Source organism: Desulfitobacterium chlororespirans DSM 11544 (genome assembly GCF_900143285.1).
Lineage (GTDB): Bacteria > Bacillota > Desulfitobacteriia > Desulfitobacteriales > Desulfitobacteriaceae > Desulfitobacterium > Desulfitobacterium chlororespirans.
In genome coordinates this window covers 222,538-246,980 of record NZ_FRDN01000005.1, presented here as the reverse complement: position 1 = coordinate 246,980, position 24,443 = coordinate 222,538, and the positions used below count along the sequence as shown (strand labels likewise).

Genomic DNA, 24,443 nt, shown 5'->3' with positions numbered 1-24,443 from the left:
AGGCCTGGGCTATTGGAGAGCGGAAACCAGTTTAACAAGAACGATTTCCGGCCGGCTGCAAAATCGCAAGGGCAAAGTGCTCTCTCCCAAGCCGCCATTAACTATCATATTTGTGGAGCCCGCCGTGAAATGACCATAATCGTATTGAGGAAAAAGCCCTTGACCGGGAGCCACGATGGCCCCGATCAGAGGCAGTCTGACCTGACCGCCATGGGTATGTCCCACCAACACCAACTCAACCCCGGACGCAGCGGCAGGCTTAAAGATATTGGGGGCATGAGCCAATAACAGTTTGGGCTGGGCATCGGCAATGCCATGAAGGGCCTGCTCCAGCTTATCTCTGTGTAAATAGGGATCATCGACCCCCGCTATCCAAAGCTGGGCCTCCCCTTTGGCTAATTTAGCGTTCTTATTGTCTAAAATCTTTACTCCATGCTCTTCTAAGCTGGACTTAATTCTGAAATCGTGCCGCCACTCGTGATTTCCCGGTACAAAGAAAATGGGCTTGGCTGCCAATCCCTGAATCAGAGCTAAGGTGGGCTCCACATCAGGATTATCTTTATCGATAAAATCACCGGTCATCGCCACCATATCAAAGTTCTGGCGATTGATGAGTTCTATAAGCTTATCCTGCCGCTCACCATACTTTTTGGCATGCAAATCTGTCAAATGAAGAATGGTGAAGCCCTCAAACTCCTGGGGCAAACCATCAATGGCAATCGTATAGTGTTTTACGGCCAGGGAATGGACATTGAAGTACAGGTAAGACAGCAAGCCAATGCCACCGATGATAAATGTTCTGCGGGATAACTCTTTATTCGCTGTTCGCATTTAGACCTTCCCTTCCAATATCCATAACATCACGGCACACGCTTCAGTTTTCCACTCCTTTATTATTTATACCAGCCGCGGATGGCTTCCATACTTCATTACAAAGGATTATCCCCCGTAGAAGCTGGCAATAATCTTAGCCGCCGGAAAAAAAATCGCTTGCCCCAGCAGCGTGCCGATGAGCTTAGCGGCGATCAACAAAATCACCAGGGCTTTCACATCACCGTAAGGCCGGTCTCCTCTTAAGGCTTGATCCGTAATAACAGCGGATTTCGGGTCAATAAATAAGGTCAGCAAAATGGTGGCGAGACCATTAATCATCCCCGAAGAACCTACAGCCGCAATTCTGTACTGTTCAGCAACTAATAGGGCCGAATAGTTCGCGGCAAGAACCCCCACTGTATAAATTCCTGTCACTAAGGAATTTATGATCAGCAACCGCTTGGGGATTTCCCGATATCTAAGCCTTTCCAGCATCGTTTTATTGGGCCGGGTAGCCCTTTTCAGCATACGTTTAACATTGCTTATTTGCAAGGCTTCAATCACTAACAAAGGAACCGATCCGGTTGTCTCCAGCCGTTTCACAGCAACCTCAAAGAGCCGCAGAAAGGTTGGAATCAACAGAATTCCCAACAAGGTTCCTATGGTCGCAGCGAAGATTACCCTGCGGATATCGTCGATAGGGTCAATTCCTGCGGCAAGGCTTTCCCCAATGATCCAGCCGATTAAGGGAGCCTGAAACATATTGGCCGTACGGGAAACAAGCACAAACAGGTTAAATAAAGAAAACGACAAGGCGAATTGTCCGCTTTTGACTGAGTTGAGCCGGACTGAGTAGGAAAGGGTGTCGATAAGGTGGATGATCAAGGTTAAAATCACCAATTCCAACAAAATAGTTTCCATTAAGCCTTAACCTCCTCCGCACCCTGAAACTTCACTCTGACCTTCGTCCCTTGGGGGCCGGATTGGAGGTCAATCAGAGCATTATGCCGTTCAGCTATACTATAGCATATAGCCATACCGAGGCCGGTCCCATTGAGCTTTGTGGTGAAGAAGGGGGTCCCTACCTTATCTTTTATCTCATTGGGTATGCCTCTCCCTTGATCTTCTACTTCAAGGATAACATTTCCTTGTTGTATATAGGTAGATATGGTGAGCTTGCCTTTGATCGGCATGGCTTCAAGACCATTGCGGACCAGATTCAGGATGAGCTGACACAGCTCCTTTTTATCCAGATATAATTCAGGCAGGGAACCTAAATTAAGCTCGATGCTCTTATCCTCCATCTTGGTATGAACGGACAATATCGGATAGAGATGCTGGATAATGGTGTTTAAATTGATGCGTTTAAAATCGACCACCCTGTCCTGGCTTAAGGATAAGTATTCTGTGATGATTTCATTGGCCCGGTCCAGCTCTTCAATCATCAGCTGGAAAGTCTCTATTTCGTCGGCATACTTGTCTTTTTTAGAAATATACTGCAAATAGCCTCTTACGGTGGTCATGGGATTGCGGATCTCATGGCCGATACCGGCCGCCATCTGACCGATTAGATCAAGACGCTCCAGGCGGGCCATTTCCTTTTCCAAGCACTTCTTCTCCGTAATATCCTGGCTCACCAGCAGGAGGCACATTTCCTTCCCAATCATGATCTTTTCAGCTGAAAAAAGGCACGTTCTTTTTATTCCGGATTTAGTGATCAGCTCGATCTCACGATTCAGTATGGTGCCGTGCTGATTTAAAATTTCATAGATATGTTCATAATCACTTTGACGAATCAATTCTGAAAGCTCCCCGCTCTGTTTATTAAGCAATTCACTGCGGTCATAGCCTAAAATTTCAATAAAGGTATCGTTGACATCGATGACTCCTTTTCCCTCCATGGATAGTATCATCATCAGCGCGGGGCTTGCTGCAAAGGCAGCCGCTATTAATTGTTCAGAATTCCGGCGGGCGATCTCGGCCTGCTTTCTCTGGATAGCGCTGAATATCACTTCTCCCACTACTTTAATCAGACGAATATCTTCTTCAGAAAAGGATTGGCCTTGATGGCTGGCTACACCAATAAAGCCGACATTTTCACCGGCTTGGGTTATGGGAATATTAAGGAGCAGCTGTGCTTTAAGAGTTTGCTCTTTTTCTGCATAGTTAAAACCATCTTTTTCACTTAATTTCCTATACCGCCTCGGTACAGCTTCCACTGTCAGTTCCGGAGCTAAAAATGGCGTTATCCCCGGCGGATTCCACTCCATGACTTTTTGATATTTCCTGCCTTCTTCATAAAACTGGTCAACGAAGATACAGTCGACTCTTAAGAACTTGCCGATCTTTTCTAAAGCGCTGGTTATTTCTTCATCAATTTTATCTACCGGACAATTGATAAATCCTGTCGATAGTGTTGTCACAAATCTTTCAAATTCAACGCGATAACTTAAATTATCTTCCACACGCTTCCTGGCTGTTATATCCTGGATTTGTACTATGCTATAAAGAGGAATCCCCATCTCATCCCGTACCAGAGAGACACTGGATAATCCCCATTTTATTTCACCCGTTTTATGCACAAAGCGGTTTTCTAAATGACATGTCGGTATTTCCCCTGAGAGAAGTTTTTGGATCTCCTGGAAACCCAGCGCGATATCTTCTGGATGGACCAGCTTCGAAAATAGCAGTTTAGACAATTCAATCGGGTCATACCCAAAGAACTGGCAAAAATAGGCATTGACTCTTAAAAACTCTCCTTCTAAGGACAATAAGGCCATGCCAATCGCTGCAAAATCAAAGACAATTTCATAATCCTCCGGCAATTTTGTGCACATTGTCGCCTCTCTCCCTCCTTCATAAGAACATTACTTCTAAAATACAACATTTACCATACTTTTGCACTATTTTCCTTATTTTTATTGGTACTTTTTTACCAGTCAGTTGGTCTTTGGACAGAAAAAACACCCACAAAGTGCCGCCTTGGCCCTTTATGGGTGTTTTTCTGTTCTGCTGCGCTGAGCATGGTTCAGCCTATTCTTCCGGTAATATAATCTTCGGTCCGCTTATCTTTCGGATTAGAGAATATTTCTGTGGTCTTATCAAATTCGATAAGGTCTCCCATCAGGAAAAAGGCTGTATCATCAGATATCCGGGCGGCCTGTTGCATGGAGTGGGTTACGATGGCGATGGTGTAGTGCTTTTTCAAACTTTCCATCAGTTCTTCGATCTTATAGGTGGCAATAGGGTCCAAAGCGGAGGTCGGCTCATCCATCAAAATGACATCCGGCTGGACTGCCAGACATCTGGCGATACACAAACGCTGCTGCTGCCCTCCGGAGAGGCCGTAAGCATTATCATGAAGCCGGTCTTTTACTTCATCCCATAATGCTGCGTTTCTCAGGCTGGTCTCTGCAATATCCAGCAAAAGTTTCTTATCTTTAATGCCATGAATCCGCGGCCCATAGACCACATTGGCAAAGATGGATTTCGGGAAGGGATTGGGTTTTTGAAAGACCATGCCGACTTTTGTCCGCAATTCCTCCACCCGGACGGATTTATCAAAGATATTCTGCCCTTGATAGATGATTTCTCCGGTGGTTTTAACACTGGGAATATTCTCAATCATTCTGTTCAGGGTTTTAATAAAGGTCGATTTTCCGCACCCGGAAGGACCGATAATCGCGGTGACCTTATTCTTTTTAATCTGCATCTTGATGTTCTTAAGAGCCTGGTCTTCTCCATACCATAGATTCAGCCCCTGAACATCAAAAACAACACTCTCATTCTTACTTATATCTTTCGTCATGAGGTTCCTCCTGTTTAGAAGCGTTGTTGGAACTTGTTCCGGATGATAATCGCTACAGAGTTCATTAAAAATAGGATGACGAGCAGGACAACAATCGTGGCGGCGGCGAGATTCGCATATTCAGGCTTCAGCACGGCATCCAAAGTCCAATAGTAAATTTGGATGGGTAATACGGTGAAATCATCCATGACCGAGGTGGGAATTCTCATAATAAGGGTCGGAATTCCCAGCACCACCAAAGGCGCTGTTTCCCCAATCGCTCTGGACATTGCCAGGATCGTACCGGTCAAAATACCGGGAATGGCCACCGGCAGAACAACTTTCCGCACTGTGGTCCATTTGTCCGCCCCCATGGCATAGGAGGCTTCCCGCAAAAAACTCGGCACAGCCCGGATGGCTTCCTGGGCCGCTACCACCACAATGGGGAGCACCAGCAGAGACATGGTCAGGCCTCCGGCCAAAATGCTTGAGCCCAGATTCATCAATCTTCCGAACACCGTCAAACCCAATAGTCCGAAGATTACGGAAGGCACACTGGCCAGATTGGATATGTTGACATTAATCAAATATTGAAGTCTGCCTTTTTGGGCGTATTCCTCCAGATAGATGGCCGTGGAGACACCCAGGATGATGGTCACAGGTATCACGATCAGCATCATCAGGATGGTCCCGATAATGGCTCCGTAAATCCCTGCCTTTTGAGGAAATATGGAAAGATTGCTGGTCAGAAATTGCCAATCCAGCCAGCCGATACTATCCAGCCCCACCTGATAAAGGAGAACCCCCAGGACAAAAATGGAGAACACTGTGGATAAGGAGAACAGATATTTTAACGCATTGTTTAACCTTATTCTGTTGCTGATGCGCTGACTGTCGATCATGAATTTCGGGCGGTTATTTTGCCCATCCTCTCTTAATTCCGTACTTTCCGCCTGAACAAACTGACTTTTATAACTTGTGCTCATTATCAATACACCTCCCTGTATTTACGGGAAATATATTGAGCAAGCAGGTTGATCCCTAAAGTAAAAATAAACAATATCAGGCCTACTGCATAAAGACTGTAATAACCCAAGGTTCCGCTTCCGGCATCCCCGCTGGTAAATTCCACAATATAAGCCGTCATGGTCTGCATGGACTGGGTTATATCGAGGGTGAAATTCTTGGAGCTGCCGCTGGCGATGGTCACGATCATAGTCTCGCCGATGGCTCTGGATATGGCCAGGACGATGGACGCCATAATTCCGGAAATCGCTCCGGGTATGATCACCTTGAAGGCAGTCTCCAGCTTGGTCGCGCCTAAACCAAGGGAGCCTTCCCGGATAATCTCCGGCACTGAATTCATAGCGTCCTCCGACAAGGAAGCCACCATGGGGATAATCATAATACCCATGACCAGTCCCGGACTTAAGGCGTTTTTAGCCTGCAGGGAAGGAATAATATTCATCAGCAGGGGTGTAACAAAAGAATAAGCAAAAAATCCGTACACGATGGTCGGTATGCCTGCCAGGACTTCCATCATGGGCTTAAGCAGCCTTCTCAACTTGTCTGAAGCAAATTGGCTTAAATAAATTGCCGCCGCCAAACCTACCGGCACGGCAACCAGCATGGCGATGACGGTGGTGATAATAGTACCGCTAATCAGCGGTAAAATCCCAAAAGAAGGGTCTTTTCTTAAGGGTGCTAATTCTGTGCTGAATATTTCTGTCAGGGGAACCGCGCTGAAAAACTTGCTGGCGTCCGTAACTAAGATGATGACAATCCCCAGGGTTGTGAGCACGGACAGAGACGCCATGAGCAAAAAGAAATTGGGCATCACCTTATCGGAGATATGCTTCTTCTGGGCTATATTACTGCGAATTTTATCTCTTACTTGAGTATCCTCCATAATTCACCTCTGGCTCTATTCATTATAAAGCACAACAATTCCGGGATGAGAAATCGGCAAACTTCCCACCCCAAAATTGTTGTGACGGCTCACTACTTAAGTGCCTTTAAAGCTGAGGTATATCCCGCATAGGTTGCTTCAGGCAGGGGAGCAAAACCGTTATCGGCAGCGAATTTAGCCGCACCTTCAGGTGATACAATAAATTGGGCGAAATCCAATACCTGAGGCTTTTCTTTAGCATAATTAAGGTTCAGGTAGGTGTAAACCAACCGGGTAAATCCGGCATAATCAAGATCTTCGCCGATAGTCTTCAGACTTGGCTCCACAGGTCCCTTGCCAAAGTCCACTTTAACCGCTGTTAATTTATCGGTGTTCGTCGCATAGTATCCATAGCCGAAGAAGGCAATGGCATTTTTATCTTGGGAAACCAGATCCACCAGGGTGGAATACTCTTGCTGCAGATTTACAGAAGACACTATATCTTTTTTGCCCAGAATGGTTTCATAGAAGAACTCATAGGTTCCATGATTTTCATTAGGTCCGTAGAATTTGATTTCTTCCTTAGGCCATTCAGCGCGAATATCGGACCAAAGCACTTTGTCGTCCCCTTTGACTGCTTTCGAGGTAAACATCTTCACAATTTCATCATCGGTCATTTCTTTTGCCCAGTCATTGTTCTTGTTGATAACGATGGTCAGTCCGTCATAAGCGAGTTTAATTTCCATGACATTGGCGCCCATCTCCAGTCCTTTGGCCTTCAGTTCTTCTACTTCAGAATCTTTGATGGCTCTGGAAGCATCAGCGAAATCCGTTTCACCGGGAATGAATTTTTTGAAACCGGCGCTGGACCCGGCCCGTCCGACCTGTACACTGACACCGGATTGGATATTCGTCATATATTCTTCAGCGATATGGGCCATGAGGGGATAAACCGTACCAGAGCCGTCAATAACCACGTTGCCCTTCAGTTTCTCAACTTGAGCCGGCTCGTTATTGCCTGCCGCCGGTTGATTGGGTTGCTCTTTGGTTTGGCCACAGCCGGCTAAAGAAAAGATCATACCCATTCCTACGATTGCCGCCAGAACTTTCTTCTTAAACATCAATAAATACCCTCCTATTTTTCCAATCGTTCTTTTCCTTTTTGAGAGCGCCCTTTGGACTTTTGCTCTCCTACTTCTGCAAAGGAGCATTCATGTACGGAAGCTTTTTTCTCATTTGCATAGTCCAAGTATAGCAAGCCAATGTTTTTTTGAAGTTAACGCTATGTTAAGTTTAAGTTAAGTTTAAAATCGCTTATGGCAAGGATTCGAAGCCCATTTTGTATCTTTTATGTATATTACCCATAAATAGCAAGAGAATTCAGGAGCCGTTTTTAGCAGATTTTTCTCTCCCAAAAACAGAACCTCGGCCAACACTGGACCGAGGTTCTGTTTTTGGGAGAAAGCCTCATTTTGGCATCAAGGAATCTAAACTTTTTCAATTCTAGAGCTTAAAGCGGCTTACCAGAACCTGAAGATGCTGGGCGCATTCATCCAGTATCTCCGAAGCACTGGTAATCATCTGCATGGATGCAGCCTGCTCTTCCATTGATTCTGATACTTTACTGATACCGGCAGAATTCTCTTCCGTCATCTTAACCGACCTGTTAAGCCTTTCTTCAACCTCTGACCGCATTCTATCCATTTCCAGACTGGATTCATTTAAGTCCTGTACCCGCTCCTCGACTGTTTTGATGGCTTTGGCAATTTCCAGGTACTTATCCTTGGTGATGTTCACACTTTCCACTTGTTCACTATTGATCTTTACTAATTTCTCCATAGTATGAACAGACTGAGTATTATCCTGCTTCAGGTCATTGACGATGCTCTCAATAATCCTGGTGGATTCCTTGGACTGCTCGGCAAGCTTTCTGATCTCATCGGCGACTACCGCAAAGCCTCTGCCATGTTGCCCGGCCCTGGCTGCCTCGATTGCGGCGTTTAAAGCCAGCAGATTGGTCTGCTCGGCAATGCTTGTAATCAGCTGGGTCGCCTTCTCAATTTTTTGCGAGCTTTCCTTGGATTGGATAATGCTTGAATACACCTCATGGTTAGCCGCACTGGATTCCTTGGTAATATTTGATAACACTTCAATGATGATCAGCCCTGAATGGATCAGTTGGTTCATATCCTGGGCCGCTTTGGTCATCTCCTCTAAATTCAAGCCATCTTCCATAATAACCTTGCTCAGTTCGCCGGATTTTACAGAGCTTTCACGAACGGCCTGAGCCTGTTCCAGCGTTCTTTCGCTTATTTCCGCGGCATTCCTGACGACCTGTTCTACCGCCTGAGAAGACTGTTGCGCATTCAACTTAAGCTCCTGAGAGGAAGAAGCCACTTCGCCGGCCGATTTTTCTACTTCCTGAATAATACTTTTTAAATTGTCTCTGATCTTGATGATGGCCCGCTCCAAATCCCCTATCTCATCTTTGCGGGTGATTGCCAAGGCATTAATGCCGGCGCTTTGCAAATCATAGTCGGCAATTTCATGGGTAACCCCGATCACCTCACTGATCCGCTTACTTATGGATTGGGCCAGAATCATTGCTAAAAGAATCGCCGCCACTATAATAAGCACAACCATGATACCCAGACTTCTTTGCAAATCCGCTATACTTCGATAGGCTTCGTCCTCTTCGACTTCGATAACTAAACCTGCCAAGTAATCTCCGATCTTGGCCAGGGACAAAGTGCCGATTACAGGTTTCTCTAAATAGCTTTGATAGGTCGTTGTTCTATTGAAATCAACCTCTTCATTGACGAGGGGTTCGGCGAGGATGCTCACTGCTTCAGTTGCCAGGGCATCTTTTAGGGGAATATGTACGGCTGCCTGCTCCTTCATGGTATTAGTAAGCAGTAACCCCTCGGCATTGATTAAGTAGGATTCCCCCGATATCCCCAGCTTATCGATCCCATTCTGAACGATCCCGTTGATCTTTTCCTGATTTAAAATAATATTCAGCACGCCGACAGGGGTCTTTTCCTGTGCATTAGTATAGATAGGAGTGGCCAAAACAATGAGATTGTCATCTATAAAGGTGTTCCTGAATATGGGCGACCAGTTCTGTTCTCCCTGCATGGCTTTTTCATTAAAATTCCCGGAGAAGATCACGGGAGCAATATCATTTTTTTGATACGTATTGCTGAAGACGATCTCGCCGTACTTATTCGTAATGACTATATCCGTATAGCCATGGCTTTCTAAAGCGACCTGAAGAAATTCTTTAAAACTATCATTAAGTTCCTCTAATTCGGGTTTCGTATAATTAAAGCTGTTAAGCTTAGCAACTCCTTCGCTTATAACTCTGGCATTGGCTAAAATCCGGGCATCAACTTCCCGGTTATAAAAATAATCATTCATTCTTTCCTTGGCTAAGGTGGCATACAGCTCATTGGCACCGATAACCTGTTCTTTGATTTTGTTGCCGGCATTATTCATAAAAATCAGGCTTAAAATGATGAGGGGAATGAGTACGGTGAGCAGCACCATTAGTATTAATTTGTTGCGAATTTTTAAATTATCTAGTCTGATACTCCCGGTTTTTGACACTATTCTTTTCATGTTGAACCCCCTACACCTAAACTATCCCTGAGTATCCCCTCTTAAATTGATGATTCAGGGTAAGTGTAGCATTGGATTGTATGAGTTTCGTTTCTTCTTTGTAAAGTTTATGTTAACTATTTAGCTTTAATTGGAATAATTGGAATATTGATTTCATATTCTTTAAAATTTACATAATTATTACATTTATAACATGCAAATTTAACAATTTGTGGTTATAGTAATAGCAACAACATCCTTCTTACTTTTTATATAGATGGGGAATCTTCCTCGCACCGCTTAAGTCATTAGCGGTATTTTTTTATCCCTCAAAACATTAAAAAGAGAGCGGATCAGTCCTTTGCAGGGCATCATCGCTCTCTTTTGGCCTTATTTATAATTCACGGCTATGCCTTAGTCACGAAAATTCGGCCTAATAACGGCTTGGCTATTGATTAAGATCCGATCGTTTACCGGTTTCTACATAAACAACTTCTTCAGCGATATTGGTGCAGTAATCTCCCATACGCTCCAGGAATCTTCCTACAAAAATGAGGTAGGTCGCTTGATTAATCGTTTGGGGAGCTTCCATCATGAAGACAATCAATTCACGGAAGACTTGGGCATAGAGGTGGTCCACTTCATCATCCATAAGAGCCATAGCTTTGGCTGCTTCTGCATCTTCCACTTTGTAGGCTTCGATTCCCTTAATCACCATTTGCTGAACCAAGTCGGCCATCCTCGGCAGATCCACCAAGGGTTTCAATAGTTCCTGACTCCCTGTGCGCAGAGTATGTTTGGCCACATCAACCGATAAATCGCCGATTCTTTCCAGATTGATCGAGATTTTAAAAGCCGCCACGATTTTGCGCAGATCTTTAGCAAAAGGCTGTTGCTGAGCAATCAAAAGCATGCAGGTCTCTTCAATATCTGCCTGAAGTTCATTAATCTCCAAATCCCCGGTAACCACTTGATCAGCCAGTTCCAAATCCTGACCAGCCAAGGATTTCACGGCCGCGTCCACCCGGGAATTTACTTTTTTCCCTAATTCGAATACCTTTTCAGTGAGTTCCTCCAAGGATTTGTCAAACATATGCCGGTTAGCCAATTTATAAAAGCCTCCTTTTTTAAGCCATTGCCTTAAAAACTTATATTCAATCCAGCCCAGCGGTGGATAGTGATCCCGTCTTATCATAGTCTGCATTTGAGAAATATATGTATTATAACATATATCTTTACACAAATCTTTACACAAAAACATGACTGCAGCCTACTCTCTGCAGTACCTAAAAATCTCCTTAGAAAGCTTTGGTCTTAGAGTAGTTTACAGCCAAACGGTAGCCAACCCCCCGTACCGATTCAATAATCGGGGAAACTGATTTAAGTTTACTCCTCAGGTTGCTTATATGAACATCCACCGTCCTGGTATCCCCGCTGATGGTATATCCCCAAACTTTCTGCAGGAGGTACTCTCTGCTGAAGACCTGGTTGGGGCGTTTCATAAAGATATGCAGGAGCTCAAATTCCTTGCCCGTCAGGGTGACATGCTCGCCTTTTACCGTGACCATATAGCTCTCCGGCCAGATCTCTAAATCACCCCAGGTAAGGGAAAGAGGGGGCGGCGTTGAATTGCGCTTTTCCTCCCTCAAGCGGGCTTTTATCCGTGCCAATAGTTCCCGGGGACTGAACGGTTTGGTGACATAATCATCAGCGCCCAGTTCCAGGCCGATGACCCGATCAGCCACTTCATCCCGGGCGCTGAGCATAATGATCGGGAGATTTGCCGTCTCCTGGTTCCCGCGGATCTTCTTGCACACTTCCAGTCCATCCAAGCCCGGAAGCATCACATCCAAAAGCACCAGCTCCGGTTTCTCCTTAGTCAACAACTGCAAGGCAGCATTCCCTTCTTCGGCGATCATGACGGTATAGCCCTCACGTTGCAGATTGTAGGTTACAAGCTCTTGAATGATCACATCATCTTCCACGAGCAAAATTTTTACCATAGTATCCTCCCAGACAATCTATTACGTTCGATACAATGGACGCTTCATTCTTACTATTTATCATAATGATTTCTTGTTAAGTCAAGATGAAGCTTAGGTTAAGTTATGGTTAAGAAAACGCTTGTGTCCAGGAGATGAAAAAACATGACCATAAATTTATTCTGTCTTTACGCAATATTAACCATAATTTGATGTTCTGCCGCTAGAATCTAAATTAACGCGGACTATGCAAGCATCGCTTGGAAAGGATTCTTGCCTATGATCAGAAACTCAGGTGTTCATCATGAAAAACTTGCTCAGCTTCTGCAAAGCGGCCATTCCTTATGGGTGCTCTATTTAGATATTGCCAAATTTCATGAAGTCGAATTCAGGCAGGGCTATCGGGTCTGCGCTCAGATTCTGGACCTGGTTTTAACCGAAATGAAACACACCCTTCATGATCAGCGGCCTCTTTTTCACACAGTTCTCCTGGATTATCAAGGAGGGGATGATTTTTTATTCTATTTTGTACCTAACGAAAACACTCCCTGGGGCATTGCCAGGCTTATTCCGGAATTTGTGCCCACCTTAGAGTCACGCATCAACCAACGAATCCAGCGGATCGTCAACGAAACCATTACCCTCCATGCGGGGCTGGTGGAGTGCAAACCCCAACCCGGACGCAGTGTGGATTATCTCTTATACGGCGCCTTGAAAGAGGCCTTTCTGCTCAACAAATCGGAGCCTGATCCTTTATATTTTTCTCATCGGGAAGAGGTTAACCGCCTCCTCGAGGAACCACAGACCTACCTAAGCTCAGCCTTTCAACCTATTTTGGATGTCGTAAGCGGCGAGTTCTTCGGTTTTGAAGCCTTGGCGCGCCTTAAACCGCCCAGTTCTTTTGCCAGCATCGCCGATCTTTTTCCTTTCGCCGAGAAAATTGGCCAGCTCTATCCTGTCGAAACGATTTGCCGCCGCACCGCCATCCTTAACTCTTCGCAAATTCTTCGCCCCAAAGAATTGCTGTTCCTTAATGTGGAACCCCAGGTTCTCACCGATCCTGAGTTTTCCTCGGGCCAAACCCGCAGACTTCTCGAAACCCAGGGTTTAACTCCCTCCGATGTCGTCTTGGAGATCACCGAGCGCAGCGCTATTGCCAACTACGAAACCTTTCGCGAGGCTTTGGAACATTACCGGAAACAGGGCTATCTCATTGCCCTGGATGATGTGGGGGCAGGGTATTCTTCCCTTCAGTCCATCGCCGAATTGCATCCTGATTTTCTGAAAATAGACCGTTGTTTAATTCAGGGAATTCATTTGGATCCGATCAAATGGGCACTCTTCGAAACCTTTGTGACTTTCTCACGGCGCATCGGCTGCCGGATTCTCGCTGAAGGAGTGGAAACCCAGGAAGAAATGCGGACGGTTGTCCAGCTGGGAGCTGATTATGTACAAGGTTATTTCATCGCCAGACCTTCCTTTACCCGCCCGGAGCTTAGTGCCCCGGTGGCCCAAATCGTCGAATCACAGCAAAGGCTGAGCTTTAATTCCGAAAAAACCGTTCAACACATTCTTGAGCCCCTGCCCCTGGTAACACCGCAGACCACGGTCAATGCCGTGCAAAACTATTTTGAGGAGCATGCCAAGATTTGGCTGGTTGGGGTTACGGATAAGGGCGAATTGCTGGGGGTCGTCCAGCGTGATAATTTATATTCGGCCTTAGCCACCCCCTTTGGTGTCAGTCTTTATAGCCAGCGGCCGGTCACCAGCCTTATGAATAACAAGCAATTGCTGATCGAAGATACCACACCCATCGAGGTGGCCTCCAGTTTAGCTATGGCGCGTCCTGACGCCCATCTCTATGATGGAATTGTCGTCGTTCAGCAACAGAAGCCCATCGGGATGATTCGTGTGGCCTCCTTAATTAAAGCCATGTCTGATACACAGCTGCAAATCGCTCAAGGCGCCAGTCCCTTAACGGGCCTGCCTGGCAATAGTGCCATTGAGCAGGAAATTAAACGGCGCTTAAACTCCGGCAATGCTTTCGGGATGATTTACGCTGACCTTAATAAATTCAAGGCCTTTAACGACACTTATGGTTTTCAATATGGAGACTCCATTATTAAGCTTCTGGGGAAAATTCTTATGCAGGACTCCCTGAAAGCCGACGATCTGGCTTTCGTTGGTCATGTGGGCGGAGATGATTTTATCATTCTCACCACTCAGAATGTCACCAAAACCTTGGGCGAAACCATTCTGCTCAGTTTCCAGGAACAGCTCTCTGCCCTGCAAGGGGCCCAGGATTTAAGCCTGGCCTTAGCCGGGCTCATCATCTACCCCCATACCGCCTGGACCCCGGCAACGCTGTCTGAGCGCATCGCCGGGGTGAAACGTGAAGCCAAGCAGGCCCATTGCAACTACTTCCTCTTGCGGGAATGAGATCATAAAGAAACAGGCTGTGGAAAACGTATCGTTTCCACAGCCTATTTAGTCTTCGTTAATTCTTGATCAGGTTGCAGCTCAGATTACTTTGCTGCTTTGTCAAATCTTTGGGACACATCCGCCCAGTTGACGAGGTTCCACCAGGTCTCGACCCAGGCCGCCCGTTTATTCTGGTATTTCAGATAATAGGCATGCTCCCAGACATCGACCGTAAGGAGGGGTACCGCTCCCCACTGGGTGAGATTCTGATGCTTTTCGGCTTGCAGAATCTCCAGTTTTTTAAATTCAGGATTCCAGACAAGCACTGCCCAGCCGGAGCCTTCGACGGCCACAGCGGCGGCGGAGAATTGCTTCTTAAAGGCTTCGAAAGAACCAAAGTCCTGGCTGATTCTTTCTCCCAGAGCGCCGGCGGGAGTGCCGCCGCCGTCAGGAGTCATGTTCGTCCAGAACAAGGTGTGCAACAGATGTCCGGAGCCATGGAAGGCCAATTCTCTTTCCCAGTGCTTGACCAGACCGAAATCTCCCTTTTCACGGGCTTCGGCCAGCTTAGCCTCCGCGTTATTTAATCCATCAACATAGCCCTTGTGATGGATATCGTGGTGGAGTCGCACTGTAGCTTCGTCATAATGGGGCTCCAAAGCGTCATAAGCATAGGGTAGTTCCGGTAATTGATATGGCATATTGTTTCCTCCTTAATATTATTTTCCAGTTGACTCTGCTGCTATTATCTTCAACCTCACTGGAAATATCACTGGAAATATTAAATAATAATGCTATACTAGGGGGAAAACTTGTATTATAGTATCCTTATATACAAAACAGCGCACCGATATATTCTTTTATATTCTTGCCCAGGAGCTTTTCTCCTCCTTTGTTCTTCACTAAAGGATGGATTATTGCCAATTTTTTATAGGGACAGCAAGAGAAGTAAAGTATACCAATCAAACCGCTAGGAGGAACACAGCATTGGAAGTAAAACCGCTCAAGAAGCTGAAACTTTACGGGTTCAATAATCTTACCAAAACCCTGAGTTTTAATATGTATGATATATGTTATGCCAAAACTCCGGAACACCGGGATGCGTATATACAATACATTGACGAAGAATACAACGCGCAAAGACTGACCAGCATTGTCACTGAGGTCGCTCGTATCGTGGGGGCCAACATTTTAAATATTGCCAAACAAGATTACGATCCCCAGGGAGCCAGTGTCACCATGCTCATCGCCGAAGAGCATTTAGGCCCGGAGAACCCGGATGATCATCCCTTCGATCCTGTCTATACCGATAAGGAAGAGCCTCTCCCCGATGCGGTGGTTGCTCACTTGGATAAAAGTCATATCACCGTGCACACCTATCCGGAAAGCCATCCCCACGGCGGGATTTCCACCTTCCGGGCGGATATCGATGTTTCCACCTGTGGGCAGATTTCTCCATTGAAGGCACTTAATTTCCTGATCGAAAGCTTCGCCCCGGATATCATCGTCGCCGATTATCGTGTCCGTGGTTTTACCCGGGATGTGGATGGCAAAAAAGTCTTCATTGACCATAAGATCAATTCGATTCAAAACTATGTCGATCGCAAATACCGGGATCTCTATCAGATGATCGATGTTACCGTCTTCCAGGAATATATCTTTCACACCAAGATGATCCTTAAAGACTTCGACCTGGACAATTATCTCTTTGGCACCGCCAAAAAAGAACTTTCCATCAATGACAAACGCAAAATCAAACAACGGCTGAAGAAAGAAATGGCTGAGATCTTCTACGGAAAGAATATGCCGAGAATGTAGAATGATTCATCCTCAACAGCCCCGGCTGCTCAACACCCCGCTCCATCCAGGGAGCGGGGTGTGTTTTTCTGATCATCTCGATTACCATGTTTTCGTTTACAGTGATTGGGTATTCCCATTAGATTGTATGGGAGCTGGAAGGCGTTCCAGGTTAATCTTGCCGGCAGCCATGGAGATATCCATATCAATCTTTGTCCTGGCCCCTTCATAATTGGGACTTACCCAATCCTGTGAGCTCAGGATTAAACCGTCTCCGGCAAAATTCGTTTCACTGGCAATGCCGCTCATATTGATCTTTAAACCTACGCCCTCCGGCACGATAAGGTTGAGCTTTGTGGCACCGGTACTGAGATCCAGCTTGGTCCGGCCACCCGTATCACCGAACCTCAGCTCAATATCGCTGGCGCCGGTGCTGATGTCCAGGTCTTCAATCTGCAGCCGGCTGAAGTCCATGGCCCCTTGAACGGCTCCTGCATTGAGCTCCACTTTGGTATAGTGTACTTGATCGGAGAGATTGAGCAGCAGCTTATTCTCACCGGAACGGGTCCTTTTTTCCGAATTGAACTCCAGCCTCGTGGTGTCTCCATCGGTTTTATAGTTAAACTCAGGAGGACCGTAATTGGCGCTGCCGTTCCATTCATAAGTTCCTTTAGCCAATTGGCCCGGCTCAGACCGCCCATCGACCCCCTGGACACTCATAGCCACTCCCCCCAAGTTCAGGGTGAGCCTGGCTTTCTCTACCTGAGGGTCTAAAGGGGCGGCGAGTTCCAGGGCCTGACCTGAGCCATGAGCACCCGGGAGCCATCGATCCGACACGGGGCTTCCCCAAACCAGGGAATAGCCCACAAGCCCGATCAAAAACGCCACCAGAACAGCGCTGAAAGGAATGCGTTTGTTGAAGAACAAGGCCAGCCCTGCGAAGATCAAAAGCAAAGGCCAAAGATCAAGAACATTGCTCCAAAAGTTCCACGGCAGAAAGCCATACATATTAGCAAAAAAAACAATCCCCAGCAGAATCAAGAATATCCCTTTAAACACGGAGTCCACAGCTCGGCGCATCTTAATCCCTCCTTATGATAATCCCAATACCGATGATGATCAAAATGAGGGGCCACATTTTCCCCCAGGCAAAGAAATGGGGAAACCATTGATCCAGGAGAAAAATGGCTCCCAGAATCATTAAGCCGATTCCTATATACCGTTTTCTCTGGGATGGGTTGGCTGTCCTCAAGTCCTGGGCGAAGCTTTGCGCAGAGCTGCCGATATCCTGAACACTTTCTTTCATCTCATCCACCACCGTTCCACCATGGTGATAACCTCCTCCTGCCCTATAGCCCGGATTGACGGGGATCACCGCCCAGGCAATGATATAGAGGAAGAAGCCAACACCTCCCATGAAGAAGGTCAGGAGGACAACCAAACGAATTAAGGTAGAGTCAATATCAAAGTAATCCGCAAGTCCCCCACAGACTCCACCCACTTTTTTATCTGTTTCTGAGCGGTATAATTTATCTGTCATGCTCATCCCTCCGAGGTTTATTTATCGTTACACCTTTATTACGGAAAGCACTCCCTAATTGTTTCAGCTCGCTCATAAAATCTTTCATTATGGGCAGAACATCTTATGAAGAGAATACTTCCTGTTGTGCTACAGGTATTGCGTTCTCACCAGGATATGGTTAAAATTATAGTATCACTTATTGCCAGCCGTACCGCTTTTAGATAAGGAGGCCTTCTATGCGAATTAAAGAACCCATGAATACCCTGACTCATTTTATCCCCTTCATTGCCGCCTGGTTTGGGCTCGTTTCCCTAATACTCCTATCCTATGGAAGTCTCTCCAAGGTCATTACCATGACCATCTACGGGATAAGCGTTATTGCTTTGTATGGAACCAGTTCACTCTATCATGCCCTGCGGACCACTCCCAAAAAAGAGCTTGCTTTACGCAAAATCGACCATATGATGATCTATGTACTTATTGGCGGTTCCTATACACCCGTCTTTTACTATGGCTTGGAAGGAGTCTGGCGTTGGGTCATGCTCATCGCTGTCTGGACCCTGGCTGTGATCGGAATCGTTTTAAAGATATGGTTTATCAATGCGCCGCGTTATGTATCCACAGCTTTCTATGTAACCCTGGGCTGGATCGCCCTGGTGCCCATCGTGCAGCTGGTCCATAACCTCCCCTTGGGTGCCTTGATCATGATGGTGGCCGGCGGCGTGATGTATACTTTGGGAGCTGTTATCTATGCTGCCAAAATCCTGCGGATACCCCGCCTTCATCTTGGCTTTCACGAAATCTTCCATATCTTTATTGCCGCCGGGACTCTGATCCACTTTCTTATGATCCTGATCTATTTTGTCCCTATGACCAGCTGATCTAAACCTGCTAAGCATAAAAAACCAAAATCCCCCTGGATTGACTCTTGACTGCTCAATCCAGGGGGATTACTATTTCCGGAGCCTTACCGGGCCTTGCTTATTGGAGGCTTGCGGCCAGACGCTTGCCTAGCTCCACGCATTCCAGCAGATTCTCTTCACTGGGGGTCCAAAGAGCGCGGACGCCGTCGTCGACAACCTCAAAACCAGCCTTCTTAAGCTCTTCATTCAGCAGCTTGATCACTTCGCCGCTCCAACCGTAGCTGCCGAAGGGAACTGCTTTCTTATTCTTGAATTTCATGCCTTTGATCTCTTCCAGAATGGCGGCTATGGAAGAGAGATAGCCATTGTTAACCGTTGGTGAGCCAACGGCGATAGCCTTGGAACGGAAGACCTGAGCGATCACCTCGGTACTATCGGAACGGGCGGTGTTGTAAAGCTTGACGGTAAGATTGGGGTTGGCCAGGCGAATTCCCCGGGCAAGGGATTCCGCCATTTTGCGGGTGGAATTCCACATCGTATCGTAAAGGATCGTCACCTGCTCTTCCTGGTACTCGGCAGCCCACTCCAAATATTTATGCACAATCTGCAACGGGTTATCCCGCCAAATGACCCCATGACTGGGGCAAATCATGCTTATAGGCAGCTCCATCTTCACGATCTCCTGGATTTTGGCGGTGACCATTTTGCTGAAGGGGGTCAGGATGTTGGCATAGTATTTGAGTGCTTCGGCATAGAGCTCACCGGTATCCACCAAGTCGTTATACATATGTTCCGAAGCAAGGTGCTGACCAAAACCATCATTGCTGAAGAGGATATTATCTCCGGTTAAATAGCAGAACATCGTATCCGGCCAATGCAGCATTCTGGCTTCAATAAAAATAAGCTCCCGGCTGCCGATATTCAGCCGATCACCGGTCTTGACCTCGACGAAATTCCAATCCTGATGATAGCTCCCCTGGAGAATCTTTTTGCCGTTGGCAGTACAATAAATCGGCGTATTCGGGATCTCTTCCATAAGGAAGGGCAGGGCTCCGCTGTGATCCACTTCATTGTGGTTCATGACAATATAATCAATCTCGTTTAAGTCGATTTCCTGCTTGAGCTTAGCGATGAACTCACGTCCGAAGGGCTCCCAAACCGTATCGATCAATACATTCTTCTCATCACGAATGAGATAAGAATTATAGGAGGATCCCCGCTGTGTGGAGTATTCTTCCCCATGGAAATTACGGAGCTCCCAGTCAATTTTTCCGACATATGTAATGGTGTCATTGATTTTAAAGGACATACAAAACTCCCCTTTCTCTTATTTGCAATTACTGTAATATAGTTTGTCCGCAAATGCAAGTTTTTCGACAGAAAAGACCGATCCTTCCTCAGGTAAAGATCGGTCTTGATCGGGCTTTCCAGTCATCATTTTTCTTAGGGATTTGTGAAGAAAACCAGCCCCATGGTAAAGGAAAAGACTAAGAAGAGTACCTGCAGCCCCACCAGCAATCTGGCTGTAATGGATTCCGGAAACACGGAGCTCCCTGTGGTGGCAAAGTTTGTAATGCTGAAATAAAGAAAGGTCAGCAATTCTTCAATCGGCTCATCTTCGACCTCCGCCGAAAAGCTGCTGTAGTCCAAACGGTAAAGCCAGGTATAGACTGCGGCAAAATAGAGAAGCTGGACGGTAATGGCACCGGCAATAGGCCAGTATACATCCATCAAATGCCCATCTGCTAAAATAAGAACAGAATAAATATAAGCAGATAGTCCTGCCGTAACAATACCCGTATAGACCACGCTGCCAATCTTGCCTCCTACGGCCTTATCCTCTTCCTCCCTTTGCCTTATTCCTCTGAATATCGAAGTGAACAAATAATAGGCCACAGTTCCTGTCATCGCCGGAACCAACAGCCATACATTTGCGTGTGCCGCTCTCTTGGCCTCAAACCGCTCTTCTTCTTCCTGGGGAGGAATCGGCGCAGTCCGTTTAATATGACCAAGAAAGCTGGGTCTTGGATAATTTGAAAGATAAGAATCTGCATAAGATGAGTAATCTGTTATAGATCCATACACCAACCATCCGCCCTTCCTCTCTCTGCTCTATATGGTATTATATTCCTCAAGCAGGGCTGGGTTACCATTTCCTTATTTTTGTACTGGTTTCACGCTTTCAAAATTCCTCAGCTCGGAAACGGTGACAAAACGATAGCCCTGCTCCCTCAGCCGGTCGATGATCGGACCTAAGGCCCGGATGGTTTGCTCCCGCTTCTCTCCCCCGTCATGAAGTAAAATGATCCCTCCCGGAAAGCTGTTGTTGACTACATTTTGAATAATTTGGGCCGGCCCCGGATTCACCCAATCCCTGCTGTCGATACTCCAAAGAGTTAAAATATGCCCTTGCTCCTTAACCCCCGCCAAAACTGCGTTGGAAATAACTCCTCCCGGCGGTCGGTAAAAGGCCGTGCGTTCCTGAAGCAGTTCCTGCAAAACCTCATCGGTACGAATCAGCTCTTGAACAAATTTACTGGGGGTGTAAGTATGAGAATAGCCATGATTGCCAATCTCATGTCCCTCCCGGCGAGCCCGTATCAATAAATCCGGATTATTCTTAGCACATTCTCCCAAGACAAAGAAGGTGGCCTTGACATTCTTTTCTTTGAGTACATCGAGAATATATCCCGTATAGAGAGGATCCGGCCCGTCATCAAAGGTCAAGGCCATCACTTTTTCTTCTGTATGAACTAAATAATAGGTTCCCGGATGCTTCGTAATAGCCGGAAAAGCCAAGTCCGTATAACGGATACCGATTCCCAGCAGCACCAGCCCCAGAACCATCATACTCAAACGCAACCCTTTGCGGCTAAAGATAATGATCCGCAAATCCATCCCTCCTCTTAGCCCGATGTTTAAACATATGCATTTATGCCTGTTCCAAACACAATTCTCTAAACAAAAAAAGATATCGACAAGGAGGAGTTTCCTTGTCGATATCTGAAATCAGCATAGTATCAACTATGGCTTTAAAATTATGCTCTGCCGGTTGTCTGAAGCTACTGGCGGGGGGCCCACAGCATCACCGTCACTCCCACCAGGCAAATCGCGGCCCCGATCCAATCGTATGTATCCGGCATCTTCTTGTCCACACCCCATCCCCATAAGACGGCAAGGATAATGAAAACCCCTCCATAGGCGGCATAAACCCTGCCAAAGCTGGGGAATTTCTGCAGGGTGGGGATAATTCCGTAGAATACCAAAATGATGGCTCCAATCACGCCGTACCAATAAGGCCTGGCCTCTCTCAGCCAAAGCCAGACCAGATAACCGCCGCCAATCTCAGCTAACCCGGCCAGAATAAATAAAATTGCTGCCTGAACCATAGGCATCAACCCTTATAAGTATGCCAGTGGATTTTTTCCCTTCGGAGCTCATCCTCTGCAGGCTCTTGCCGTGTTTCCGCAGGATAGCCTAAAGCTACGATAGATTCCACTTGAAGATGGCCGGGAATGTCCAAAAGCTTTTTCACATACTCGCCGGCCGGGGTGCCGTCCTGATAATTCCGTTTCCTAATCTGAACCCAGCAGGAGCCCAACCCCAAATCCTGAGCCTGCAGCTGGAGAATGATGGTGGCGATGGACGTATCTTCAACCCACACATCGCTTTTTTGAGGGTCAGCGCAGACGACAATCCCCAGTGCGGCACCCTTGAGCGGCTGGGCTCCGACTTTAGCCAGGGAAAGCTTGGCCAGGACTTCCTGATCCTCCACCAGGATAAATTCCCAAGCTCTGGTATTGCGCGAGGTCGGGGAGAGCAAAGCAGCGCGAATCAATTGTGCCACTTTTTCCTTCTCAATGGGGGTATCCGCATATTTGCGAATGCTCCGGCGCTTTTGTAAAAGCTCTTTCATATCCATAGTGATCATTCCTCTCTTGCTTTTGCTTGCCTAGTGCATAGTATTACAGGTGGAGATTACTCCACCTGTAGCTTTATTATAGCACAATTAGCCTAGGCTTACTAAAATTCTCAGAATTCTTAGTCCTATCCCAGATTGGAGGCATCCATAAGATGAAGCATCTTTAAGCCCATCTCCAGCTCAAGGCGATTTTTACTATCTTCCAAATCCAATTGGCCGACTTCCTTGATCCTCTCCAAGCGATAGAGGATGGTTTTATAGTGGATAAACAGTTCTTTGGCGGCCCTGCTGGCATTTCCGTTGCATTCCAGAAATACTTCCAGAGTTTTCAGGAGCTCAGCTTCATTGTTCTTATCGTATCTGAGAATCTTCAGCAGAGCCTTAGGAATGAATTCTTCCAAGGAGTTCCGCTCGGCAAATTTACAGAGAATACGGAACACCCCTAACTCCGAAAAAGCCACAATGGCGCTCTCATTGTTGATCATGCCGCCATAGCTCAAAGCATCCAAGGCTTCTTTGTAACTGCGGGGTATTTCCTCCGCTCCATGAGCTAAATCGCCGATTCCCACTTCCACGATCAGCTTCTTCATCCGCTTCTTGACCTGCTCCTGGGCCTGCTTGGCAATCTTCTTGATTTTCTCCAGGGAATTCTCCTGAGGATTAGCTGCAACCGGCCAAAGCAGTACAATAATATCCACTTTATTGCCGATAATGAAGTCCCTGGTGCGGGTTTTTATGACTCCCGAAATGGTTGAGGTAATTTCCGATTTAATGCTTTGCAAAGCCATCTTTTGCTGGGTGCGATGTTCCACATGATAAGCGTCAAGATTCTTTAAATCAAAAAGAACCACATAGTAAGGGCGATTGAGATCCCACTCCATGAGATTGATGCGCTCCTGGGCATTGGTTGAGCTCAGCTCCCCAGAAAGGATGTGCTCAATCAGATCATTCTTGAATTTATATTCCACTTCTTTAACCGCAAAGCGTTTCACCATATCCAAGGTAGTCACTGTAGCGGCCTGTTCAATACTGATGAAGTCCATCTCTACAATAGGTTTATTCAACTCCACTATGGTTAAATATCCCTTGAGTTGATTAAATGCCTGAATAGGAACGACAACCTGGGGAATACAGCGTCCGTCAAGATCGGGATAGCATACCGCTTGCCGGTAATAGGAAAATTTGTCGTTCAGGTTCTCCCTTAAGGCAAATTCCTCAGGCTCCTCAAACCGCTCTATTTGAGGATTAGTGCTCTGCAGGCATTTAAAATTCTTATCATAAACGACGACCGGATTGCCGACCAACTCTTCCAGGGTTTGGCAGATGACCGCTAATCCCTCACATTGCAAAGCTAAGGTTGTAAACCGCTCCTGAACATCTTTATAATACTTGAGCTTCACTACCTGGGAGTTAAAGAGCTGCTCCATAACCGGATACATAATATCCACGAAACGAACACTGCCATCCACTTCAATCACGGGCAGCCCATACTCATTGGCCGCCTCAATAATTTCAGGCGGAATATCGTTGACAAACCGCCGTACTTTTATAGCCAGGGCTGAAACCTCTTTAGTGGCCATTTTATGAATAAATTCCCGATAGTCCATCCCTTCACCCGGACCTGAGTATAAGCTGGTGAGCAGAAGTTCCCCTCCTGATAACCAGTTGACAATATCCGGCGCTTCGATGATGGTAACACCTTTGACTATATTATCAAGCTTCTGATAACCTGCAACCACTTGAGAGGTCTTCAGAGGTCCCACCTTGAGCAGATCTTTGACTGTAATCTCCAATGTTACCACCTCTTGCACCGTATTATTTCCAGGCAGATGCTCTGAGCAGCTTCCC

22 protein-coding genes are annotated in these 24,443 nt (G+C 46.5%); 3 read left to right on the top strand and 19 right to left on the bottom strand.

Going from position 1 to position 24,443, the window contains the following annotated elements:
- Positions 1 to 9: 9 nt before the first annotated feature.
- From BUA14_RS07050 to BUA14_RS07005, 10 genes are all read right to left on the bottom strand, one after another.
- Positions 10 to 831, bottom strand: coding sequence for a metallophosphoesterase (locus tag BUA14_RS07050; protein ID WP_072771949.1), 822 nt, complete (start codon positions 829 to 831; stop codon positions 10 to 12).
- Positions 832 to 939: 108 nt separating this feature from the next.
- Entirely contained in the window at positions 940 to 1,734 is a 795-nt protein-coding gene (locus BUA14_RS07045; RefSeq protein WP_072771948.1) for a lipid II flippase Amj family protein, read from the bottom strand.
- Positions 1,734 to 3,650 carry a sensor histidine kinase gene (locus BUA14_RS07040; RefSeq protein ID WP_072771947.1) on the bottom strand — a complete coding sequence of 639 codons (1,917 nt, stop codon included), beginning with the start codon at positions 3,648 to 3,650 and terminating at the stop codon, positions 1,734 to 1,736. Before BUA14_RS07040 ends, BUA14_RS07045 begins: the two co-directional genes overlap by 1 nt.
- A gap of 191 nt (positions 3,651 to 3,841) precedes the next feature.
- Complete coding sequence (pstB, locus tag BUA14_RS07035) at positions 3,842 to 4,621, bottom strand: phosphate ABC transporter ATP-binding protein PstB (protein ID WP_018213853.1); 780 nt, start codon at positions 4,619 to 4,621, stop codon at positions 3,842 to 3,844.
- A 14-nt stretch (positions 4,622 to 4,635) separates the two neighbouring features.
- On the bottom strand, positions 4,636 to 5,586 hold the full coding sequence (gene pstA, locus BUA14_RS07030) for a phosphate ABC transporter permease PstA (protein WP_018213854.1): 951 nt from the start codon (positions 5,584 to 5,586) through the stop codon (positions 4,636 to 4,638).
- Positions 5,587 to 5,588: 2 nt separating this feature from the next.
- Positions 5,589 to 6,509, bottom strand: coding sequence for a phosphate ABC transporter permease subunit PstC (gene pstC / locus BUA14_RS07025; RefSeq protein ID WP_018213855.1), 921 nt, complete (start codon positions 6,507 to 6,509; stop codon positions 5,589 to 5,591).
- Between the two features lie 92 nt (positions 6,510 to 6,601).
- On the bottom strand, positions 6,602 to 7,609 hold the full coding sequence (locus BUA14_RS07020; protein ID WP_018213856.1) for a PstS family phosphate ABC transporter substrate-binding protein: 1,008 nt from the start codon (positions 7,607 to 7,609) through the stop codon (positions 6,602 to 6,604).
- A gap of 382 nt (positions 7,610 to 7,991) precedes the next feature.
- On the bottom strand, positions 7,992 to 10,109 hold the full coding sequence (locus tag BUA14_RS07015; RefSeq protein WP_072771946.1) for a methyl-accepting chemotaxis protein: 2,118 nt from the start codon (positions 10,107 to 10,109) through the stop codon (positions 7,992 to 7,994).
- Positions 10,110 to 10,536: 427 nt separating this feature from the next.
- Positions 10,537 to 11,196, bottom strand: a complete 660-nt coding sequence (gene phoU / locus BUA14_RS07010) for a phosphate signaling complex protein PhoU (RefSeq protein ID WP_072772160.1) — start codon at positions 11,194 to 11,196, stop codon at positions 10,537 to 10,539.
- 190 nt (positions 11,197 to 11,386) lie between these two features.
- Entirely contained in the window at positions 11,387 to 12,091 is a 705-nt protein-coding gene (locus tag BUA14_RS07005; protein ID WP_018213860.1) for a response regulator transcription factor, read from the bottom strand.
- 258 nt (positions 12,092 to 12,349) lie between these two features.
- Between BUA14_RS07005 and BUA14_RS07000 the strand changes: the two genes are divergently transcribed.
- On the top strand, positions 12,350 to 14,509 hold the full coding sequence (locus BUA14_RS07000; RefSeq protein WP_072771945.1) for a GGDEF domain-containing protein: 2,160 nt from the start codon (positions 12,350 to 12,352) through the stop codon (positions 14,507 to 14,509).
- Positions 14,510 to 14,595: 86 nt separating this feature from the next.
- Here BUA14_RS07000 and BUA14_RS06995 read toward each other — a convergent pair whose 3' ends face one another.
- The gene (locus BUA14_RS06995; protein WP_072771944.1) at positions 14,596 to 15,192 is read right to left on the bottom strand and encodes a superoxide dismutase; all 597 of its coding nucleotides are present in this window, start codon (positions 15,190 to 15,192) and stop codon (positions 14,596 to 14,598) included.
- 286 nt (positions 15,193 to 15,478) lie between these two features.
- On the opposite strand from BUA14_RS06995, the gene speD reads away from it, so the two are divergent.
- Positions 15,479 to 16,309, top strand: coding sequence for an adenosylmethionine decarboxylase (gene speD / locus BUA14_RS06990; RefSeq protein WP_018213863.1), 831 nt, complete (start codon positions 15,479 to 15,481; stop codon positions 16,307 to 16,309).
- A 96-nt stretch (positions 16,310 to 16,405) separates the two neighbouring features.
- Here the strand turns inward: speD and BUA14_RS06985 are convergent, their stop codons facing one another.
- Complete coding sequence (locus BUA14_RS06985) at positions 16,406 to 17,368, bottom strand: LiaI-LiaF-like domain-containing protein (RefSeq protein WP_072771943.1); 963 nt, start codon at positions 17,366 to 17,368, stop codon at positions 16,406 to 16,408.
- A gap of 1 nt (position 17,369) precedes the next feature.
- Complete coding sequence (locus BUA14_RS06980) at positions 17,370 to 17,828, bottom strand: PspC domain-containing protein (RefSeq protein ID WP_018306401.1); 459 nt, start codon at positions 17,826 to 17,828, stop codon at positions 17,370 to 17,372.
- A gap of 218 nt (positions 17,829 to 18,046) precedes the next feature.
- Here BUA14_RS06980 and trhA point away from each other — a divergent pair, with 218 nt between their 5' ends.
- Positions 18,047 to 18,691 (top strand): PAQR family membrane homeostasis protein TrhA, encoded by a 645-nt coding sequence (trhA, locus tag BUA14_RS06975; RefSeq protein WP_072771942.1) that lies wholly within the window; start codon positions 18,047 to 18,049, stop codon positions 18,689 to 18,691.
- Positions 18,692 to 18,791: 100 nt separating this feature from the next.
- Here trhA and BUA14_RS06970 read toward each other — a convergent pair whose 3' ends face one another.
- The 6 genes from BUA14_RS06970 to BUA14_RS06945 all read right to left on the bottom strand — a co-directional run bounded on the left by BUA14_RS06970 (position 18,792) and on the right by BUA14_RS06945 (position 24,388).
- Complete coding sequence (locus BUA14_RS06970) at positions 18,792 to 19,982, bottom strand: anaerobic nitric oxide reductase flavorubredoxin (protein WP_072771941.1); 1,191 nt, start codon at positions 19,980 to 19,982, stop codon at positions 18,792 to 18,794.
- A 134-nt stretch (positions 19,983 to 20,116) separates the two neighbouring features.
- Positions 20,117 to 20,761 carry a hypothetical protein gene (locus BUA14_RS06965; RefSeq protein WP_072771940.1) on the bottom strand — a complete coding sequence of 215 codons (645 nt, stop codon included), beginning with the start codon at positions 20,759 to 20,761 and terminating at the stop codon, positions 20,117 to 20,119.
- 69 nt (positions 20,762 to 20,830) lie between these two features.
- Positions 20,831 to 21,571 (bottom strand): polysaccharide deacetylase family protein, encoded by a 741-nt coding sequence (locus BUA14_RS06960; RefSeq protein ID WP_072771939.1) that lies wholly within the window; start codon positions 21,569 to 21,571, stop codon positions 20,831 to 20,833.
- A 164-nt stretch (positions 21,572 to 21,735) separates the two neighbouring features.
- Positions 21,736 to 22,062 (bottom strand): YnfA family protein, encoded by a 327-nt coding sequence (locus BUA14_RS06955; protein WP_011461632.1) that lies wholly within the window; start codon positions 22,060 to 22,062, stop codon positions 21,736 to 21,738.
- A gap of 5 nt (positions 22,063 to 22,067) precedes the next feature.
- A complete protein-coding gene (locus BUA14_RS06950; protein ID WP_072771938.1) occupies positions 22,068 to 22,595 on the bottom strand; it encodes a nitroreductase family protein in 528 nt (175 codons plus the stop codon).
- Positions 22,596 to 22,720: 125 nt separating this feature from the next.
- Positions 22,721 to 24,388: a PucR family transcriptional regulator gene (locus tag BUA14_RS06945; RefSeq protein WP_072771937.1), complete on the bottom strand. Its 1,668-nt coding sequence runs from the start codon at positions 24,386 to 24,388 to the stop codon at positions 22,721 to 22,723.
- Positions 24,389 to 24,443 lie beyond the last annotated feature (55 nt).

Coding starts and splice junctions, on each gene's coding strand:
- BUA14_RS07020 (WP_018213856.1), bottom strand. CDS start 7,609: ATGTTTAAGAAGAAAGTTCTGGCGGCAATCGTAGGAATGGGTATGATC.
- BUA14_RS07005 (WP_018213860.1), bottom strand. CDS start 12,091: ATGGTAAAAATTTTGCTCGTGGAAGATGATGTGATCATTCAAGAGCTT.
- BUA14_RS06995 (WP_072771944.1), bottom strand. CDS start 15,192: ATGCCATATCAATTACCGGAACTACCCTATGCTTATGACGCTTTGGAG.
- BUA14_RS07045 (WP_072771948.1), bottom strand. CDS start 1,734: ATGGAAACTATTTTGTTGGAATTGGTGATTTTAACCTTGATCATCCAC.
- BUA14_RS07040 (WP_072771947.1), bottom strand. CDS start 3,650: ATGTGCACAAAATTGCCGGAGGATTATGAAATTGTCTTTGATTTTGCA.
- BUA14_RS06950 (WP_072771938.1), bottom strand. CDS start 22,595: ATGGATATGAAAGAGCTTTTACAAAAGCGCCGGAGCATTCGCAAATAT.
- BUA14_RS06955 (WP_011461632.1), bottom strand. CDS start 22,062: ATGGTTCAGGCAGCAATTTTATTTATTCTGGCCGGGTTAGCTGAGATT.
- BUA14_RS06960 (WP_072771939.1), bottom strand. CDS start 21,571: ATGGATTTGCGGATCATTATCTTTAGCCGCAAAGGGTTGCGTTTGAGT.
- pstB (WP_018213853.1), bottom strand. CDS start 4,621: ATGACGAAAGATATAAGTAAGAATGAGAGTGTTGTTTTTGATGTTCAG.
- trhA (WP_072771942.1), top strand. CDS start 18,047: ATGCGAATTAAAGAACCCATGAATACCCTGACTCATTTTATCCCCTTC.
- BUA14_RS06985 (WP_072771943.1), bottom strand. CDS start 17,368: ATGCGCCGAGCTGTGGACTCCGTGTTTAAAGGGATATTCTTGATTCTG.
- BUA14_RS06970 (WP_072771941.1), bottom strand. CDS start 19,982: ATGTCCTTTAAAATCAATGACACCATTACATATGTCGGAAAAATTGAC.
- pstC (WP_018213855.1), bottom strand. CDS start 6,509: ATGGAGGATACTCAAGTAAGAGATAAAATTCGCAGTAATATAGCCCAG.
- BUA14_RS07015 (WP_072771946.1), bottom strand. CDS start 10,109: ATGAAAAGAATAGTGTCAAAAACCGGGAGTATCAGACTAGATAATTTA.
- BUA14_RS07050 (WP_072771949.1), bottom strand. CDS start 831: ATGCGAACAGCGAATAAAGAGTTATCCCGCAGAACATTTATCATCGGT.
- pstA (WP_018213854.1), bottom strand. CDS start 5,586: ATGAGCACAAGTTATAAAAGTCAGTTTGTTCAGGCGGAAAGTACGGAA.
- BUA14_RS06980 (WP_018306401.1), bottom strand. CDS start 17,828: ATGACAGATAAATTATACCGCTCAGAAACAGATAAAAAAGTGGGTGGA.
- BUA14_RS07000 (WP_072771945.1), top strand. CDS start 12,350: ATGATCAGAAACTCAGGTGTTCATCATGAAAAACTTGCTCAGCTTCTG.